The organism is Lacinutrix sp. Hel_I_90 (assembly GCF_000934685.1).
GTDB lineage: Bacteria > Bacteroidota > Bacteroidia > Flavobacteriales > Flavobacteriaceae > Lacinutrix.
In genome coordinates this window covers 532,450-551,002 of sequence record NZ_JYNQ01000001.1, presented here as the reverse complement: position 1 = coordinate 551,002, position 18,553 = coordinate 532,450, and the positions used below count along the sequence as shown (strand labels likewise).

The following is an 18,553-nucleotide window of genomic DNA, read 5'->3' as shown; positions in this document are numbered from 1 at the left end:
TTTCTAAAATTTAAAATTATAAGTTATCGTTGGCACTGGAATAGCAAAAATGGATGTTTTAAAGGCTTGAATTTTGCCATCATTATTTACAAAAAAAACAGAATATGGATTGTTTCGCCCAAGCACGTTGTATACCGAAATATTCCAGAAACTATGCGCTAGTTTTTTAAGTTTATGAGTGCCTTCAATATTAAAGCCTACATCTAAACGATAGTAATCAGGAATACGAAATTGGTTTCTGTCGCTATATAATACCTGTTCGCTATCTGCAAATACAAATTTCCCAACAGGATAAGTGATAGGTCTCCCTGTTTGATAAATAAAGTTAGTAGATAGGCTATAGCGTTTTGTTATTCTATAATTAGCAACTACGCTAAAATCGTGCGGTTTGTCGTAATTTGCAGGAAAAAAGTCGCCGTTATTTATTTGTTCCTGCGGAATATCACTTTTTAATTTCAATAGCGCTCTGGAATAGCTGTAACCTATCCATCCATTTAGAGGTCCTTTTTTCTTTTTTAGTAATAGTTCAACACCGTAAGCTTTACCTTCTCCTTGAAGTAATTCCTGCTCTAGAGTTTCATTTAAAATTAATTCGGCGCCAATCTTATAGTCTAAAATGTCCTTCATTGTTTTGTAGTAGCCTTCTACGCTAATTTCAATATCACTTTGATTAAAGTTCTTATAAAAACCTAAGGAGTACTGATTAGCACGTTGAGGCTTGGTATTTAAATCTGAAAGCTTCCAAGTGTCTGTTGGAGAAATGGTTGTATTGTTAGAGAGTAAATGAATGTACTGTATGGTTTTGTTGTAACTGGCTTTTACAGATAAACTTTCTGTTAATAGGTAGCGCAGTGACATCCTGTATTCCAAGCCGCCGTAGTTCTTTATACTTTCGTAATTACCATAAGTATTCACAGCGGAAATAGTCGATTCATCTCTTGGTTGTCCTGCTTCATAAGTATTTTGAGTGCTTGGTCCAAGGGCTGAAAATCTGGAATAACGCAAACCAATATTGAAAAGTAATTTATCATTAACTTCAAATAAATCTGACACAAAAACGGCCGATTCTAAACCTTTTTCTTTATTTAAATTCTTAGAAATAATTATAGAATTATCCCCCAATGGTTTTATGTTCCCAGGCTCAACCTGATACAGTTTTGTGCTAATTCCATAGTCGAATTTATGTTTATCACTATGGAAATATTTTAAATTTAGTTTAAGTTGCGTTTCGTTAATCTTGTAATCAAATTCAAAATTACTATTAGATTCGCCATCGTAACCAATACCATATTTGTATTGACTGTTTACTGCGATTACTTCACTTTGATGTTTTTCATTTTTAAAATTATGGTTCCATTTTAATGAGGCTAAAGCATTGTTGTAACTAAAAATAGAATCTGAGGTGATACTAAATTTATCTTTGCTAAAGTATCCGGTGGCCTGAAATTTATTATTATCATTAATTTTATGATTGTATTTTACTAATCCATCGTAAAAAGAAGCTTGACTGTTTTTAAGGGATTCTTCGTCAAGCGATCTTAAAATCCAATTTGAATAGGTTGCCCTTGCTGCAGCTGTAAGCGCTATTTCATCTTTTTTAATTGGTGTTTGTATGCTTAAACTACCAGTAATTGGTCCAATAGCCCCTTCTCCTGAGAATTTTTCATAATTTGGCTCTTTAGACTTAATATCGAATACAGAAGAAAGTCTACCACCAAATTCTGCAGGAATACTGGCTTTATATATATCCAGTGATCCAGTTACAAAAGGGTTAATAGCAGAAAAGAAGCCTAAAAAATGTGAGGGACTATAGATAACAGCATCGTCTAAGAGAATGAGATTTTGATCTGCACGACCACCACGAACATTAAAACCAGCTGAGCCTTCACCAGCAGTTTTTATACCAGGAAGTGTAGTAGCTACCTTTAAAATATCTCGTTCTCCTAAAATTACAGGAACTGTTTTTAATCCTTCTATATCAATAGAGGTAACACCAACCACAGCTTCTTTAACATTGTTATTAGCTTTAGACTCTAAAACAACTTCTTCTAAAGTCTCTGTAGCTTCTGCCAGATAAAATTTAAAAAAACCCGCGCTATATACCAAAAGCTGTTTTGAAAATCCGGTATAACCTAAAAGTTTCGCTTCTATACTATTAAGTCCTACAGGAAGTCTAATAGAAAAACGACCATTCTCATTTGTAGTAGTATTTCTGTTTATTTTTTCTGCAATTATTGCTACACCCTGTATAGGCTCACCAGTGATTTCATTAATAACTAATCCAGATACTATAACTTCGTTTTTAAAAGAATTCTCATCTTGTTTACCAATGGTAACTAAATTTCTGTTATTATATTCATTATAAAAAACGCTTTCATTTTCTGAAGCATGATTAGGCTCTCCATCTTTAAAAAAATCCGCAGGTAATGATTTAAAAACCATGCTGCTATTTGTTAAAATAACTTTATTGTCATAAATAAGAAAGTTTATAGAGCGATTCTCGAATAAATCATTAAGAATAGACTCTAAGGATTTATTAGAATAGGTTTTGGATATTTTATCATCATCCAGCCATTGGTCTAGATAATAAAAAGGCAGATTTGTTTTTTCTTCTAATGATAATAAAGCTTGTTTTAAACTAATATTTTCAAATGTAACTGTAACAACATCATTTTGTGCATGCATTGCATAAGTAGAAAGTAGCAATAAAGTGTAAATAAAAAGTTTCTTCATAAAGTTTAGTTAGCTTTATTGGTATTTAGCCTGAAGTTGATAAAAGTAATTAGGTAGAGGTACAAGTCTTCATCATTATTTCTGAATCTTTCTTTATTTTCTTTACTCGTCTTTTTTATTTCTTTACGTAGGGTTAGAAATATTTTTCCAAAATCTTTTGAGCTATTTATTTCATACAAAATACTGTTATAGGATAAAAAATAAAGATCTTCTGTATAGAATGTATAAGTTAATCGTGTTTGTTTTATTCTTTCAGAAACAGTTTTCCTTCTTTTAGCATACAATTGCATTAACGGAGAGGTATATATAACTTCGAGGAAACCGGAAAGGAAGTCTTCATTTTCTTGTAAAATTGCTGAATTAATAAACTTATGATTTTGAAAACTAAAGGAATCTATCTTGTTCTTAATAAGCTCTATATTTAAATAGCTTTTCTCACCAACTGGCTTGAATATTAATTTATCAACAAATAAATCATATTTAAGGTCAACATTTATAAAATATTGTCCGTCATAAAACACGTCACCCTTTTGATAGTTAGGTTGCTTAAAAAAATTATGATTATTTAAAGTAGATTTATAGAGGTTATAATAGCGTTTGCCATTGTATAGCTTTGTATTCTCAGGACCAATTATCTTGTCAAAAATTTCAAGATTCTCTTTATTATTTTCTTGTGCCTTAGTAAAGGTTACAGTTGTGACTAAGAAAGTAATAAATAGACTTGTTTTTAAAAGGGTAGATTTTGGTTTCTTCATTGGTTAATAGCGGTTAGCACTTATTAATAAGCAAACTAGTAAAATACTGTACTCGCTTATTTTTGTTGAAACATTTTAATGCATAAAGTAAATTATATACTCAAAATACCTATTCAAAAAAAAATAATAGATCACCTCTAAAAAAAGGTTTTCTGGGGAGAAACAACATCATTAGCACTACCGAAGTTACTTAAAAATTGTATTCAAACTGATTTTTAGTTAAAAAAACTTAATTATTACCTAATTAACACTTAACGACTATAAAAATTATTTAATTTTTAGTCTATTCTTTAGCCAATCTCTTAATTCGTAAAAATTTTGCGGTGCAACACCATGACCAACGGGGAATTCGCTGTATTGGTATTTAATATCTAAAGACTCTAAAAATTTTGGTGCTTGTCTTGCCCAATCAACCGGAATAACCTGATCTACAGAACCATGTGAACAATAGAAATTTAAATGGGTGTATTTTTCTTTAGCCTGTACTTCAAATAAGTCTGTATTTATGTACCCGCTTAAAGCAATAACATTTTTAATTTTTTCCGGATAGCTGAGTGCGACAGCATAGCTTAAAATGGTGCCTTGGCTAAATCCTAATAAAGAAACGTTGTCTTTATCAACAGGGTAATTTGCGAGCGCCTCATCTATAAAACGGGCAATCTTATCACGAGACTCTTTTGCTTGCACGTTATCGCTCCATTTACCTTTATCGGCATCAAAGTTTATAGCATACCAAGCGTTACCATAAGGTTGCATGGCGTAAGGTGCTTTTACAGAGATGATAAATAGTTCTTCTGGCAATTCTTCAGCAAAAGAAAATAAGTCGTTTTCGTCACTGCCATAACCATGAAACAATAGGAGTAAAGGGGCGTTCTCTTTTATTGAAGACTCGCGAACGATGTGGTGTAAAGATAATGCTGCCATTAGTTACCTAAATTTATAAACCATTCTTGAAATTTTTCACCTAATACGGGAATAAGCTTCATTTCACCTTTAATAGCATAGATTAACGCATATAGCCAGCATGAGAATGTGATAATCCATAAAATTGTTCCAGCCCAACTGTTTACAAACCGCTCTACTACATTTGAAACAATAAGCATGATAATTAAGCCTATCATTTGCCTAATATGAAAATTGGTAAAAGGGTTTTTCCGTTCAAGATTCATAAACAGCGCTATTAGTGTGCCTATAAAAGTAAAATAACTAAGTATGGCTAACGATTTGCCTTCCTCTATAGTGTGTTGATTCATAAATTATAATTCTATTTTATTATTGGCTATAATGCCGTATACTTTTCCTTTTAATTCCCGATCTAAAAAGATGCTATTTTTAGATTTTGATACTATTCTATCCGCTGTAAACGTATATTTCCCATCAGGGTTAAATAAGGTCATATTAGCCAATGCACCTTCTTTAATAATACTGTTTTCTAGCGAAAACCGTGCTTTACCGTTAGTCAGTAATTTAATCGTTTTTTTCGTGGTAAATAGGTTTTGCAAGGCGCCAAAAGCACTTTCCAAACCAATGGTGCCATAAGTAGCATAATCAAACTCTATCTTTTTATCTTCAATCGTTAATGGATTGTGATCACTGGTTACCATATCTATAGTGCCGTCATTTACCCCTTCAATGAGTGCTTCAATATCGTTTTGAGTTCGCAATGGCGGCAATACCTTAAAACGGGTATCAAATTCTTTTAATTCCGTATCATCCATAAATAAATTATGAATCGCTACACTACAGGTGATATCTAACTTCTTTTGCTTAGCGGCTCTTATTAAATCTACAGCTTCTACTGTTGAAATTGTTGGAATGTGTAATTTCCCTCCAGTATATTCTAATATATATAAGTCTCTGGCGACCTGTAAAGCTTCGGCTAAATTAGGATTACCTTTTAAACCCAAGTTAGTACTCGTAACGTGCTCATTCATTACGCCGTTTCCTGCAATTTTATTTTCTTGTGGAAAAGAGCACACCAATCCTCCAAAATTGCTAGCATATTGTAAGGCAATCTTTAATAAATTGGGATTAATTATTGGTCTTTTATAATCTGAAAAAGCCACGGCACCAGCATTTTGCATATCAAAAAGTTCGGCTAAAGCAACACCTTCACTATTTTTAGTTAATGCCCCAACTGGCATTAAGCTTACCGCATGGTGTTGGGCTTTAGATTTAATGAAAGACACATCAGAATTACAATCAATTACTGGACAAGTATTAGCCTGTAACGCCACTGATGTAAAACCTGATTTTGCCGCTGTTTTTAATCCATTTATAATGGTTTCCCGGTCTTCAAAACCAGGCTCTCCAAAACATACACTACTGTCAAACCAGCCTTGAGATACATGCAGGTTATCCAGTTTTATTTCTTTATAGTTTTTTGGGTTTTTAATGCTTTTGGCTATTTTAGAAATAGCGCCTTTTTCGATTAAAATATCGTGAGTTGCATTATGAAAATCGCTCTTAGCATCAATGATGGTTGCAGATTTTATGAGTACGTTCATTTAAAATATTTTAAGATGAGCATTTCAATAATTAAAAGCGCTAGCGCAAAAATAACAAACCATTTCCATAGCGCATTCACTTTATTATCATTTTTTATCGTATCAAAAACCTGTTCGATGGTGTTTGAAATGCTACTATTATCTATGTTTGAAAACTGCTGATACACTAAGGTACTCTCATCACGATTGTAATTATAACTGACGTTTTGTATGATTTCAGCTTTGTTTTGAACGTGATATATTCCAGCTGTTTCAGGAGTTTCATTCGTGGTGATCGTTACTTTATTATTAAAATAGTGTTGTTGCGGAATTACTTTTTTGTCGCCATTTACTAAAGTGAGTACAGCATCTTGCTGTAACGCTGTAGCAATATCAAAGTTGTTTTCTTTACCAATGGTATAAAACAAGTTAGACTGCTGTAAACTCTGTTTGGAAATATTATAAAAAGTAGGCACTATTAAATTAACTTCTTGAAAATTAGAGTTCTTTGTATTTAAAGTAGACGTAAAAACAAACAGATTATTTTTTTCAGATAAAAAAGGCTTTCCATCTTCAAACTGAAGAACGGCAGAAGCATTTCCTAAACCCTGTGGAAAATAGGAATTGCTCTTTGGATACTGAAAGTTAGTTACCCGTTTTTCAAAGACACCATCATTATAAATAGGGTGTGAATAATTAATCGTGGTCAGCCGTTTTTCGCTATCAGAAATAGCTTGATATTGTTTAAAATTATTGTCCTTTAAAAATGAATTATAAGATTGTAAATCACTAATTTTTGAAGGAATCAAAATCACAACACCACCGTTGTTTGTAAAGGCTTTTAATGCGGTGTTTAAAGAAGAAGGCATGCTTGGTAATTCATTTAAAACAATTAAATTCTGATTGGTAATATCGCTATAATTTAGTTGAGAAAGCTTGGTGTTTTTATACTCAAATTCGTTTGAAGTATAAATACGCTTTAAAAAAGAATCACTCACTTCACTAATGGCCAGCACATTAATTTTAGTGGTCTCATTAATATTAAAGAATAAGGTGTTATCAAACTGTAAACCTGAATCTTCAATCGTGATTGTGCCATTAATACGCACATTATTGGGTAGTGTAAATATGGTATTGGCCTTATCTGCAATGCGTACAGAGGTCTTACTTAGTAAATTGACATCATTGTAAAGGGAAACAGGTAAGTTTTCTATTGTAGAGCCCTTGTTTTCTAATAAAACGGTAAGTTCTAAATTATTAGCATTACGCTTAGAAATATAAATACTATCAATGGCTACATTGTTTGTGTTCATTGGTTTTAGCTGCACTAAATGCGTTTCTATAAGCGTATCATTTAAAACTTTAAAAGCTGTTTCTTTTTGTTGAAAATCACTTATAAAAACTAAGTTTTTAATCGTATTTCTGTTTTTTGAGAAATATTTTTTACTTTTTAAGAGCGCAGCTTCATAAGGGATTTGATTTGGGGCATACTTTACTTGCAACAAATCATTGGCCATTGCTTTTATGCTTGTTTTTCGGTAAATATTATCATTTGTAATAAGTGATATGTTTTCACCTTCTGGAACATGACTTATTAAATCTTGTACAGCACGTTTTAAAAGTTCTCCTTTTTCTCCTTTGGCTTGCATGCTAAAGGAGTTATCTAAATAAATAACAGTCTCACTTTTGCTATTTAGTATTTTGTTTTTTGAAGTAAAAGGTTGTGCAAAAGCAATAACAATAGCCGCAAGAATACCCATTCTTATAAATAAAGTTAACCACTTTTTAATTTGCGAGCTTTTACGCGTTTGTAAGGTTACTTGTTTTAAAAAGGCAACATTGGTAAAGGATTCCTTTTGGAATTTACGCAACTGAAACAAGTGAATGATTATAGGGATTAGCAGTAAGAATAGACCGTAAAGAAGTTCTGGATGTTTAAACTGCATTGTTCATTTTAATTAATCAAATATAAAAACTTAAACTTAAATACGAATGGCTTTAACAAAAGAAAAAATAATCTTTCATTGATAACATGTTCTGGTGAGCTAAATACGTCTTAATAATCTGCTGTTGCTCTGTATTTGCTACGCTAATGATACTTTGTGGTTTCTCTAAAGTTTCCAGATACTGAAAGGGTTTCATCTCCTGATCATAAATATGTTTCCCAATTTTCTTTGGGTTATCGCAAATCCAGTGAAACGAAACATTTAGATCTATTAACTTTTTTGCAATCGTTTTTCCTTTTTTTCCTGCACCCCAAATAACCAATGGTCTTAACCCATTATAATTTAGTTTTAAAAAGTAGAAGAGTTTAAGGTCTATAAAACTATTTTCGGCATAATTTGCATCGGTTCTGGACGCTCGCGTACCATAATCTCTCCAATAATGTAGTACGGTATTACAGGGGATGACTTTGTAATTGGCTTCATAAAAGCGAAAAGTTAAATCATAATCTTCAGGGTAACGCAAAGGGTTAAAAGCATTTATGGTCTCTAAATCTGTACGATTAATCATCCAACAAGGTGAAGGAATAACACATTCTTTATAAATTTCGGAGTAATTACTTCCGTTTTTTGTTAATCCATTCAACCAGGTTTCATAGTTGCGGTAGCCATCACTAATACCTTCTGCAGAAAAATAGCTAACTAAACCTGTAGCAATATGGTGTTTTCCATTTTCTAGAAGCTTATTTAATAAGGTTTCAAGTTTTAAATGAGGCATGATATCATCACTGTCCATTCGCGTAATATAATTTCCTTTTGAATGTGTAAAAGCTAATTTTAAGGCCGCAATAATTCCGGAGCCCTCATTTTTTAATAGTTGAATCCTACTATCCTTTCTCGCGTAGCTATGTACTAGATTAAAGCTTTTGTCTGTAGAATGATCGTCAACAATTAGCAATTCCCAATGTGTGTAGGATTGATTAATAATGGAGTCTATGCATTCCGCAAGATAGGCTTGTGTATTTTTAAAAGGAATTAATATGCTAATTAAAGGCTCTTGCATGCGTGCAAGATACTAAGTGGAATTCCGTTAATTAACATTAATTAACAAAATTTTTTAACTCAAATAAGTAACAAGATGTACTTTTGAGCGTCTTAATGGAAATAAGACAATCAATAAAACTATTAAAAATGAGAAAACATGTATTATCTGCACTTTTTGCAGGATTAATTTTAGTGGGCTGTAACTCTACAAAAACAGCAACTGGAACGAATGATTTAGCAACTGTAAATCCTATTGAAGCGCATTTAGATTTAACAAAAGTAATCGATGATAAAGCACCAGTGGTTATAAATCCAGGACGTTTTACTGAAGACGTAGTTACCTATAGATTACCACGAGTAGTACAAGGGACTTATTCTGTAAGTGATTTTGGGAAATATATTGATGATTTAAAAGCCATTGATTACAAAGGGAATGCATTAGTGGTTACTAAAACAGACACCAATACATGGACTATTACTAATGCTAAACAATTAGATAAGATTAGCTATTATGTTAATGACACCTTTGACATGGAAATTAGCGGCGGTGGAATAGGAGGAGACGTGCCTTTTTCTCCAGCAGGAACAAATATTGAAGACACTAATTTTGTTTTAAATCTTCATGGTTTTATTGGTTATTTTGATTCTTTAAAGAATGCCCAGTATAAATTAGAGATTGTATCACCAACGGCAATGACAAAAACTTCTGCATTACAGGAAACTAATGAGATTTTAACTGATGGCAACAAAACGATAACAACTTATTTTGCACCAAGGTATTTTGACATTACAGATAACCCAATGTTTTATGGGAATTTAGATGTTGAAGAATTTAAAGTGGGTGATATTAAGATTGTCTTAAGTGTTTATTCACCAAACAAAGTGCATACAGCAGCTAAAGTAAAAGAAACAGTGGAGAAAATGATGCAGGCACAAAAAGCCTACTTAGGTGATGTAAATAGTACACCAAGATATGATATCTATTTGTATTTATCTGAAGGGAAATCAGAATCCCCAAAGGGTTTTGGAGCTTTAGAGCACCACACCTCTACGGTTGTCGTATTACCTGAATCTATGCCAGAAGATGCCTTAGCAAGCAGTATGGTAGATGTAGTTTCACATGAGTTTTTTCATATTGTAACCCCATTAAGTGTGCACTCAGAAGATGTTCATTATTTTGACTATGATCAACCCACCTTTTCAAAGCATTTATGGATGTATGAAGGGGTTACTGAATATTTTGCAACATTATTTCAAGTAGATCAAGGTTTAGTTACTGAAGATGAATTCTATACTAAAGTCATGGGTAAAATAAAATCAGCATCAAGCATGAATGATGCGATGAGCTTTACCACAATGAGTGAAAATATTTTAGAAGAGCCTTATGCAGCTCAATATACTAATGTATATCAAAAAGGTGCATTAATTGGGATGTGTATCGATATTTTAATGCGTGAAGAAAGTAATGGCAACAGAGGTATTTTATCTTTAATGAAAGAATTATCACTTAAATACGGAAATAACAAACCCTTTGTAGATGATAATTTAATCGCTGAAATAACCGAAATGACCTACCCAAGTGTTGGTGCATTTTTGCAAACTCATGTTGTTGGTGACACCCCTATTGATTATAATGATTTCTTTAATAAAGTAGGATTAAAAATAAAAGAAGGAAAAGTAGCAACCAATTACATTCAAAATGATGGCGTTTTAATTTTTGCGCCTGATATGGCTACAATGACAATTCCTTTCTCGGAAGCAGTAAAAGACAATAGTTTTTGGGCACAAAATGGTGTACTACCAGGTGATGTGATTAAAACCATAGATGGTAAAGCATTAACCCTACAAAATGCAAACGAAATGTTGACAGAGGTTTTTATGTGGAAACCAGGAAGAGCGGTAGACGTGCGTTTAGATAGACAAGGAGAAGAAATAATAGTTAAAACAGAGCTCACGCAGTCTTACACTATGGGTTCTGAACTAACGGTAGATGAAAACGCTACTGAAGCGCAAAATAAATTGAGAGAAGCCTGGTTAAAAGGGTAATCAATAGAATAAATAGACAGTAATAAAAAGACCGATTCAAAGATGAATCGGTCTTTTTATTTATTGTTATAAAACCAGTTTTTTTAATGTTCTATTGCGGCTATTGAAAATTCAAAGGTGGTGCTTTTCCCTTCTACTGAAGATACAGAAATATTACCTCCCAATGATTTTATTAATTTTTGTACTGTTGATAAACCAATACCATGTCCTTTGTTACCATTTCTATCTATAGTGCCAATAGTAGTAAATAAATCAAAAATCTCTTTTTGCTTGTTTTTGGGAATGCCAACACCATTATCTGTAATGGTAAAATTATAAAAGGCCTCTTTTTTCTGGCAGTCTATAGTTATAATAACTTCCTCTTTATCATTGTATTTTAGACTATTACCTATAAGATTTAAAAAAACCTGTTCTAATGCTGCACGGTTGCAAAAGAGTTCTTCATTTTTTTCTGGTAAATTAATTTCACAATCTAAGTTTATATTTAATAAATCAACAATCTCCTCTAATAATTGATGTATATCGAAACGCTCGTAATTATCTTCAATCTTATCACTTTCATAATGTGCCAATAACCCGCTTATATACTCACTTAAAGTAAAAGAGGCACTTTTTAAATAATTAAGATATTCCAGGCCTTTTTTATCTAATTTTGAACCGTATTTCATCTTTAAAATATCTGAAGTCACAATTAGATTTGCTAAAGGCATTTTCATGTCGTGCGATACTGTACCAGCAAAGGTTTTTAATTCTGCATTTTTATCCTTAAGAATTTTTTTCGTCTCGGTAAGCTCTTTGTTCTTTTTTCGTAATTCGAATAAATTAACCACCTGACTGGCTAAAGAAACCATGGATTTTATTTGTAGCTCTGTAATTTTTCTCGGTTTAGTGTCGAATACACAAAGAGTTCCCAGTTTATAACCTTCAGCATTCACTAAAGGAGCGCCAGCATAAAAAATCGCATTGTGATCTTTAACTAATGGGTTATCACAAAACCGTTTATCTTTACGTGAATCTTCAACAATAAATATATCTTCATCGGTTAAAATCGCATGTCCACAAAATGAAATGCTTCTAGGTGAATCGTTAAAGGGAACACCATAATGAGATTTTAAAAAGTTTCTATCTACGTCTAATAAGGTGACTAAAGCTATTGGAACTTCAAATAGTGCCGCAATAAGAGACGTAATATTATCAAAATCTCTTTCCGGAAGCGTATCTATGAGGTTATAGCTTTCTACTGCTTTTAAACGTTCTGCTTCATTAAGAGGAATTTGAGGACTTATCACTAGGCTGTATTTTTAAGAATATTTCAAATATAATATTATATCGTTATGGATTAGCGATGTGGGTTGTAAAGTGTTAAAATTTTAACGAATTGAGCATTAAAAACGTTCAAACACGCCTAAACCGAAGAGTGCAAAATCATATTTAACTGGATCTTTTGGATCTAGCTGCCTTAACGCGTTGTCTAATTCAGCAAGGGCTTTACCATCATTTTGTTTCCGTTTTAATAGTCCAAGCTTTCGGGCTACATTTCCAGAATGCACGTCTAACGGACAAGATAATTGAGCAGGTGAGAGGCTTTTCCAAATCCCAAAATCAACACCTCGTTTATCGTTGCGCACCATCCAACGCAAAAACATATTGATACGTTTTGCTGCTGAATTTTTAAGGGGATCACTAACATGTTTTTGAGTGCGCTGGAGATGTTCAATTTCAAAAAACGTGCGTTTAAATTCATGTATAGTCCTTTGTAAAGTGTCCGTTTCAGCATGTTTTGCAAATACAGCTTCCAATCCGTTATGATTTTTATACACGTGTTGAAGTGCTTTTACAAAGGTTATAAAATCAATGCCGTTAAAGGTTCTATGAACAAACGTCTCGAGTTTTTCCAAATCACTGTCTTGATGGTTTATTATAAAATCATGAGGCGCCTGTTCTAATAGTTCCATCATCTTATTTGCATTATTAATAATGCTTTTTCTGTTTCCCCAGGCAATAGTGGCCGATAAAAATCCAGCGATTTCAATATCTTCTTTTTTGCTGAATAAGTGAGGGATTTGTACAGGATCACTTTCAATAAACGCTAAGGTATTGTATTGTTCAACCTTACTGTCTAGAAATTCTTTAAGTTCCGTTTTAGTCATCTGTAATAGGTGCAGAATAAAATCTGTTTTTTAAATCATTAGCATATTGTTGCCGTATCACATAAAATAAATGCATCAAGCGTCTAATGGCTTTGCATTTCTCAGGTCTTAAAAATGCTTTCGCTAGGCTATACAATCTTCCCATCTACCATCGTTAGCTTTCTATCTGCTAAATTGGCTAGTTCTTCATTATGTGTAACGATTACAAAAGTTTGCCCAAATTGGTCCCTAAGTTTAAAAAAGAGGTTGTGCAGGTTTTCGGCACTCTCACTGTCTAGGTTTCCAGAAGGTTCATCGGCAAAAATTAAACTGGGATTATTGATTAAGGCTCTGGCTACAGCAACGCGCTGTTGCTCTCCTCCAGACAATTCGTTTGGCTTGTGATCATAACGATGTGAAAGTCCTAAGAAATCAAGTAATTCTTTAGCACGTGTAGTCGCTTCTGCTCTAGGTGTTTTTTTTATGAATGCAGGAATACAAACATTCTCTAAAGCTGTGAATTCTGGTAATAATTGGTGAAATTGAAAAATAAAGCCAATATGTTCATTTCTAAATTTAGCCAGTGCTTTTTCAGACAAGTTACTAATAGCAACGCCGTCTATAATTAAAGTCGCTTTTTTGCTTTTATCAATGTAGTCTAAGGTACCTAAAATTTGAAGTAATGTCGTCTTTCCAGCACCAGATGCGCCAACAATAGATACAATTTCTCCTTTTTTAATATGAACATTTACACCTTTTAAAACATGTAAATCATCGTAATATTTGTGAATATTTTCAGCTTTTATCATCTAACATTTTATAAAAAATGAAAATACTACTTTACAAGCTAATGCGCAACTTTAAATGGCTTTAGAACTCTTTTTGAACACGTTTTTTAAATCGTTATAATCGATAAAGTACACCATGCGTAAAGAAAATGTATTCCGTTGTTCTTGTTTGAACAAATCGTCTATACTGTCAAAGAATCCAGCTTCAGAATTATTAGAAAAATTAAAAATCTGGTTTCTATATAATGCGGTTAGTTGACTTCCAGGAGCAAACTGCCAAGTATAGCTCAAATCTAAATTCCAGGTGTTAAAATTAATGTCTGGTGAGAAATTGGGATCACTGCTTATGTTGTTTTTAGTATAGATTTCAGATGCTTTTAAATAACCGTTGTCTTGAAGCACATACATACTGTTGTCATAAGTAACCGTACTCAAGTAGTTTCTAAAACTTAGTGTTAACGCATTAAAAGAATCAAAGTTATAGCTCCCAGAAATGCTGGCCTCAATATCAACACGATCGCGTTGACCAAAAATAATACGATCGTCAATTTCTTGGCCGTTTACATAACCTCTGTCTGCTGAATAATCATCATAATCAAATCCAAGAACTAAAAGAAAATTATCGTTAAATTTAAATCTTGGGTTTAATCCAAACCACCAGTTGTTAAAGTTTTTTCTGTCATCATCTAAGAAACGACCATAACCAAAGTTTGCATCTAAGGCAAAAAACAAGTTGTAGTTACTTGACATCCAGGTATTGGCTTGCGCATAATCTTCGGTTATAAAATAGCTGTCAAAACCATTTCTTGGTTCAAAATAATCGTATTGTTTACCGATGTTCCAGTTTGAATTAATTCCGAAATTATGTAATTTTTTGGTTTGGCCATTAAAATTAAACCCTGTATTTGCTCCAGTAAACGTGTTTGGATTTGCTAATTGGTTGTAATTAAACCAACTTCCAAGATACATGTCATTAAAAAACGTGGTTGGTTCAAAAATACGATAGCTAACATCTGCTGAAAAATTACTGTAATTATTTCTAAATAGAATCCCTAAATCATTGATATCATAATTTTCATCTGCGTAGTCATAAGCAAAACTATAACGTATTTTCCCACTGTTTTTTCCTACTCCCAATTTCGCTGTATAGCCACTTTCTTTGTTTGGTACATCATTAAAAGCACTTCTTTTAACTTCTGCTATAGCGCCATAGGTGTTTTTCTTGTTTATTAAATCAAAGAGTAAACCTGTAACATTAGCATCTCTAAAATCGCCATCTCTTGTTACATTAGTATTTATTAAAGTGACAGAGGAGTTTTTGTTGAACTGTTGGTCTAATACCATGATATTGTAGTTCGAAAGCGGCTCTACTAATTCTTGTCGTCTGGAGAAATAAGTTTCTTCTAAACTAGTCACCGAATTTATTTTGGTCTCCTCAACCTGTATGTCTGCATACGTTTTTTTGGTTATTGCATTAAAAAAACCAATGCCTAAACCTTTTTTTGTTCTTCCAGAAACTTTAACAGCATTTAGGAGCTGTACTTTATCTGGATATTCCGTAACAGATTCATTACTCTTTAAGTTTACACTGCCAGAAGGCGCATCACCAACACGTCTGGAATAGAACAAATTGCCTTTATTAAATAGGTCTACACCTTCTTTAAAAAATTGTCTTTGTTCGGAGAATTGTTGCTCGAACGGGCCTAAGTTCAATTCTACATTATCAAAACCTGCCTGACTAAAATCGGGTATTAAAGTAGCATCTAAGGTTAGGTTTTCTGTAATGCCATACTTTACATCTAATCCAGCAGCAAAATCAGTTTCTGCTTCTCCATCAAAAGAGCTTACTAATGCAGAAGCATAAGGGAAAAAGCTTAATCGTGTGGGTGGTGTAATGTTCTTTATCCCTTCTAATTCTGCATTGTACAAACCGATGCTTCCTTTGGTAACATCGATAGCATTCCAGGTCATTTGTTCACGTGTTTTTCTATAGTGCCTGTGAAATTGAACCCCCCAGACAGGAGCTTCTTGTTGGGTAAAACGTAAGGCTCTGTATGGGATTTTAATTTCTACAATCCAACCATCCTGTACTAATTGAACACTACTTTCCCAAACCGCATTCCAACCAAAATCCTCTCCAATACTAGGGCTTTCCACAGCATCTGCTTGAGTTCCAGAGCTAAAAACAAAAAATTCAGTATTGTTTTGTGCATCGTTATTTGGGTTGAAAATTAATCCGAAAAAATCCGATTGTCCAAAGTTGTCTCTTTGTGTGAATTGACGCATGATATCTTTGGGGTCGTCATAGCAATACGCCGAAACATAAATACCCGAGTCATCATAAGTCATGCGCACTTTAGTCGTTTTATTTTCTGGTGCTTTATCACCAACTTCTGGTCTAAATTCAGTAAAATCTGTAGCAACTTGAGCGTCATTCCAAGCAGCATCATCAAGGATGCCATCGATCTTTGGAGGTGTATCTGTACGTTGTATTTGATATGTTTTTTTATCTTGAGCTGTAACACTCAGGGTCAATAGAATAGCGATAGTGAAAAACAAAAATTGTTTCATTTGTAGTTAGATTGTTTACTGATTGATAGTCTAAAGACTCTCAAGATTTGGGATTGTTACATTTTATTACTGCAAAACTACTTTTGTACTTGGCTTTTATTCCTAATTAAAAGTTAAAAAACAGACTGTCTAGGCCCTTGTACTGTTAAAATGAACAATTTTAATTAACTTTAGATGTATGGAAAATAAAAATTTAGAAATCGCCACATTCGCTGGTGGCTGCTTTTGGTGTACAGAAGCCGTTTTTAATAGGGTAGAAGGAGTGGAGCAAGTTATTTCTGGGTATACTGGCGGACAAATAAAAAATCCAGCGTATCGCGAAATTACGACAGGACGTACGGGACATGCTGAAGGGATTCAGCTGCATTATAACCCTGAGGTCATATCCTATGTAGAATTATTGGAAATTTTCTTCGCGACACACGACCCGACAACCTTAAATAGACAAGGTCACGATATTGGTACGCAATACCGTTCGGCTATTTTCTATGCTTCTGAAACTCAAAAAAATCAAGCAGAAGCCTTTATAGCTCACTTAGATGGTGAACAGGTTTTTAATTCTGAAATAGTAACAGAAGTGACGCCTTTAGATGCATTCTATACAGCCGGAAAAGAACACCAAGCGTTTTATGAGCGAAATACGGATGCCTCTTATTGTCAATTTGTTATTCATCCAAAAATTAAAAAGCTGGCGACATTTTATAGTGATAAATTAAAGACCATCAAAAAATAACATGCGTTTGAATAAAAATAGTAATCAATAGGTTGCTAAAATTAATAAACTTTGGTTATTTTCTTAAATTTTCCGTAACAAAGGAGTGCTTTTTCGTACCCATATGGTATGGGAATCCTAAAATAAGTTTGGAACACTATTTGTTGAAACATGAATATAATACAATTTTTATAAGATGAATTTAGAGCACACAACCAAATACAAAAAACTAGCAGCAAGCCTCCTTTTTGACGCTATAGGTTATGCCAGCTTTATTATTCCTGGTTTAGGTGAAATTACTGACTTAGCTTGGGCTCCAGCTTCTGCATGGTTAATGACCAAAATGTACAAAGGTAATTCTGGTAAAGTTGGTGCCGCAGTTTCTTTTATTGAAGAAATTATGCCAGGTTTAGATATCGTACCGACCTTTACGTTGATGTGGTTATATACTTATGTATTTCAATCACAAGGGAAAGAAGAAGCAGAAGAACAAGTCATAAAAGTTAAATAAATACAACTATTTTATAAACAGAGGCGCACGTTAAAGTGCGCTTTTTTTTTAATACATGAGCTTTCTTATTGCTATAAATATAAGAATGAGCCCTGAGTAGTAAATAAAAAAGGGGATGATGACTGCTTTATAGCCCAATACTAATAATACAGCAATAATTAATAATTGAAATCCTAAACCAAAGGTAGAAATAGCAGTCATTAACCAATTTGGAACCGTTTTTCCCTTTGCCGCATGCCGATCTAAAAGATAGATTACTTTATCAAAAGCGCCATAAAGCAACTTATATAAACCAAACAAAATATTAACATGGCGTTGTGTTTCTCCTTTCAGGGCTATAGGTGTTTTGTCTTCAAAAATGCGACTTGTTGTGTCACCATCGAATTTATTTCTTAAAATCACATAGTAGTAATTGTAAAGTGTTCCCTGTAATTGGAGCCCAAAAAATGCCATTAGGGTGACCCAAATGTTGTAATCGGTAATGTGCCAGACCGCCAATAATATAAAAAAATTAAGAATAATATCTGCAACGGAATCCATATAGCGACCCGTATAAGATGGTGTTTTTTTAAGCCGCGCTAATTCGCCATCTGCTGCATCAAGGATAGATTTTAAAATTAAAAAGAAAGCGGCATACCAATAATAGCCGTAAAGAATACAGGCGATGGCTATTATTCCCGAGATAATAAAACCTATAGTTACGTGAATAGGTGTAAATCTTGTGTTTTTTAATACTGCTGCAATGATTTTGGCAATCGGTCTTCCGTAGTCTGATACATCCACAAATTTGTGGGCTTTCGGTAATTTTGACATTTATAGTTTATACGCACTCTAA

Annotated in this window: 15 protein-coding genes; 3 read left to right on the top strand and 12 right to left on the bottom strand. The window is 33.2% G+C overall.

Annotated elements, in window-relative coordinates; all coding sequences use genetic code 11:
* Nucleotides 1–3: 3 nt before the first annotated feature.
* The 7 genes from GQ46_RS02380 to GQ46_RS02350 all read right to left on the bottom strand — a co-directional run bounded on the left by GQ46_RS02380 (nt 4) and on the right by GQ46_RS02350 (nt 8,980).
* Complete coding sequence (locus GQ46_RS02380; protein WP_044398028.1) at nt 4–2,733, bottom strand: TonB-dependent receptor domain-containing protein; 2,730 nt, start codon at nt 2,731–2,733, stop codon at nt 4–6.
* Nucleotides 2,734–2,738: 5 nt separating this feature from the next.
* Nucleotides 2,739–3,488 (bottom strand): hypothetical protein, encoded by a 750-nt coding sequence (locus tag GQ46_RS02375; RefSeq protein WP_044398026.1) that lies wholly within the window; start codon nt 3,486–3,488, stop codon nt 2,739–2,741.
* 267 nt (nt 3,489–3,755) lie between these two features.
* Nucleotides 3,756–4,412, bottom strand: coding sequence for an alpha/beta hydrolase (locus tag GQ46_RS02370; protein WP_044398024.1), 657 nt, complete (start codon nt 4,410–4,412; stop codon nt 3,756–3,758).
* The gene (locus GQ46_RS02365; RefSeq protein ID WP_044398021.1) at nt 4,412–4,741 is read right to left on the bottom strand and encodes a hypothetical protein; all 330 of its coding nucleotides are present in this window, start codon (nt 4,739–4,741) and stop codon (nt 4,412–4,414) included. Before GQ46_RS02365 ends, GQ46_RS02370 begins: the two co-directional genes overlap by 1 nt.
* Before the next feature lie 3 nt (nt 4,742–4,744).
* The gene (locus GQ46_RS02360; protein WP_044398019.1) at nt 4,745–5,995 is read right to left on the bottom strand and encodes a dihydroorotase family protein; all 1,251 of its coding nucleotides are present in this window, start codon (nt 5,993–5,995) and stop codon (nt 4,745–4,747) included.
* Nucleotides 5,992–7,920 (bottom strand): BatA and WFA domain-containing protein, encoded by a 1,929-nt coding sequence (locus GQ46_RS02355; RefSeq protein ID WP_044398017.1) that lies wholly within the window; start codon nt 7,918–7,920, stop codon nt 5,992–5,994. The genes GQ46_RS02360 and GQ46_RS02355 overlap by 4 nt, the downstream gene beginning before the upstream one ends.
* A gap of 52 nt (nt 7,921–7,972) precedes the next feature.
* Entirely contained in the window at nt 7,973–8,980 is a 1,008-nt protein-coding gene (locus GQ46_RS02350; protein WP_044398015.1) for a glycosyltransferase family 2 protein, read from the bottom strand.
* A gap of 128 nt (nt 8,981–9,108) precedes the next feature.
* Here GQ46_RS02350 and GQ46_RS02345 point away from each other — a divergent pair, with 128 nt between their 5' ends.
* Nucleotides 9,109–11,007 carry a peptidase M61 gene (locus tag GQ46_RS02345; RefSeq protein WP_044404424.1) on the top strand — a complete coding sequence of 633 codons (1,899 nt, stop codon included), beginning with the start codon at nt 9,109–9,111 and terminating at the stop codon, nt 11,005–11,007.
* Between the two features lie 83 nt (nt 11,008–11,090).
* On the opposite strand, the gene GQ46_RS02340 is transcribed toward GQ46_RS02345, so the two are convergent.
* From GQ46_RS02340 to GQ46_RS02325, 4 genes are all read right to left on the bottom strand, one after another.
* Nucleotides 11,091–12,296 (bottom strand): ATP-binding protein, encoded by a 1,206-nt coding sequence (locus GQ46_RS02340; RefSeq protein ID WP_044398013.1) that lies wholly within the window; start codon nt 12,294–12,296, stop codon nt 11,091–11,093.
* Nucleotides 12,297–12,392: 96 nt separating this feature from the next.
* Nucleotides 12,393–13,157, bottom strand: coding sequence for a TIGR02757 family protein (locus tag GQ46_RS02335; RefSeq protein WP_044398011.1), 765 nt, complete (start codon nt 13,155–13,157; stop codon nt 12,393–12,395).
* A gap of 128 nt (nt 13,158–13,285) precedes the next feature.
* Nucleotides 13,286–13,945: an ABC transporter ATP-binding protein gene (locus GQ46_RS02330; RefSeq protein WP_044398009.1), complete on the bottom strand. Its 660-nt coding sequence runs from the start codon at nt 13,943–13,945 to the stop codon at nt 13,286–13,288.
* Nucleotides 13,946–13,996: 51 nt separating this feature from the next.
* Nucleotides 13,997–16,495: a DUF5916 domain-containing protein gene (locus tag GQ46_RS02325; protein ID WP_044398008.1), complete on the bottom strand. Its 2,499-nt coding sequence runs from the start codon at nt 16,493–16,495 to the stop codon at nt 13,997–13,999.
* 178 nt (nt 16,496–16,673) lie between these two features.
* Here GQ46_RS02325 and msrA point away from each other — a divergent pair, with 178 nt between their 5' ends.
* Together msrA and GQ46_RS02315 are read left to right on the top strand one after the other, a co-directional pair.
* On the top strand, nt 16,674–17,228 hold the full coding sequence (gene msrA / locus GQ46_RS02320; protein ID WP_044398006.1) for a peptide-methionine (S)-S-oxide reductase MsrA: 555 nt from the start codon (nt 16,674–16,676) through the stop codon (nt 17,226–17,228).
* A gap of 175 nt (nt 17,229–17,403) precedes the next feature.
* Nucleotides 17,404–17,718, top strand: a complete 315-nt coding sequence (locus tag GQ46_RS02315; RefSeq protein ID WP_044398004.1) for a hypothetical protein — start codon at nt 17,404–17,406, stop codon at nt 17,716–17,718.
* Between the two features lie 48 nt (nt 17,719–17,766).
* Here GQ46_RS02315 and GQ46_RS02310 read toward each other — a convergent pair whose 3' ends face one another.
* The gene (locus GQ46_RS02310; protein WP_044398002.1) at nt 17,767–18,531 is read right to left on the bottom strand and encodes a CDP-alcohol phosphatidyltransferase family protein; all 765 of its coding nucleotides are present in this window, start codon (nt 18,529–18,531) and stop codon (nt 17,767–17,769) included.
* Nucleotides 18,532–18,553: the final 22 nt, after the last annotated feature.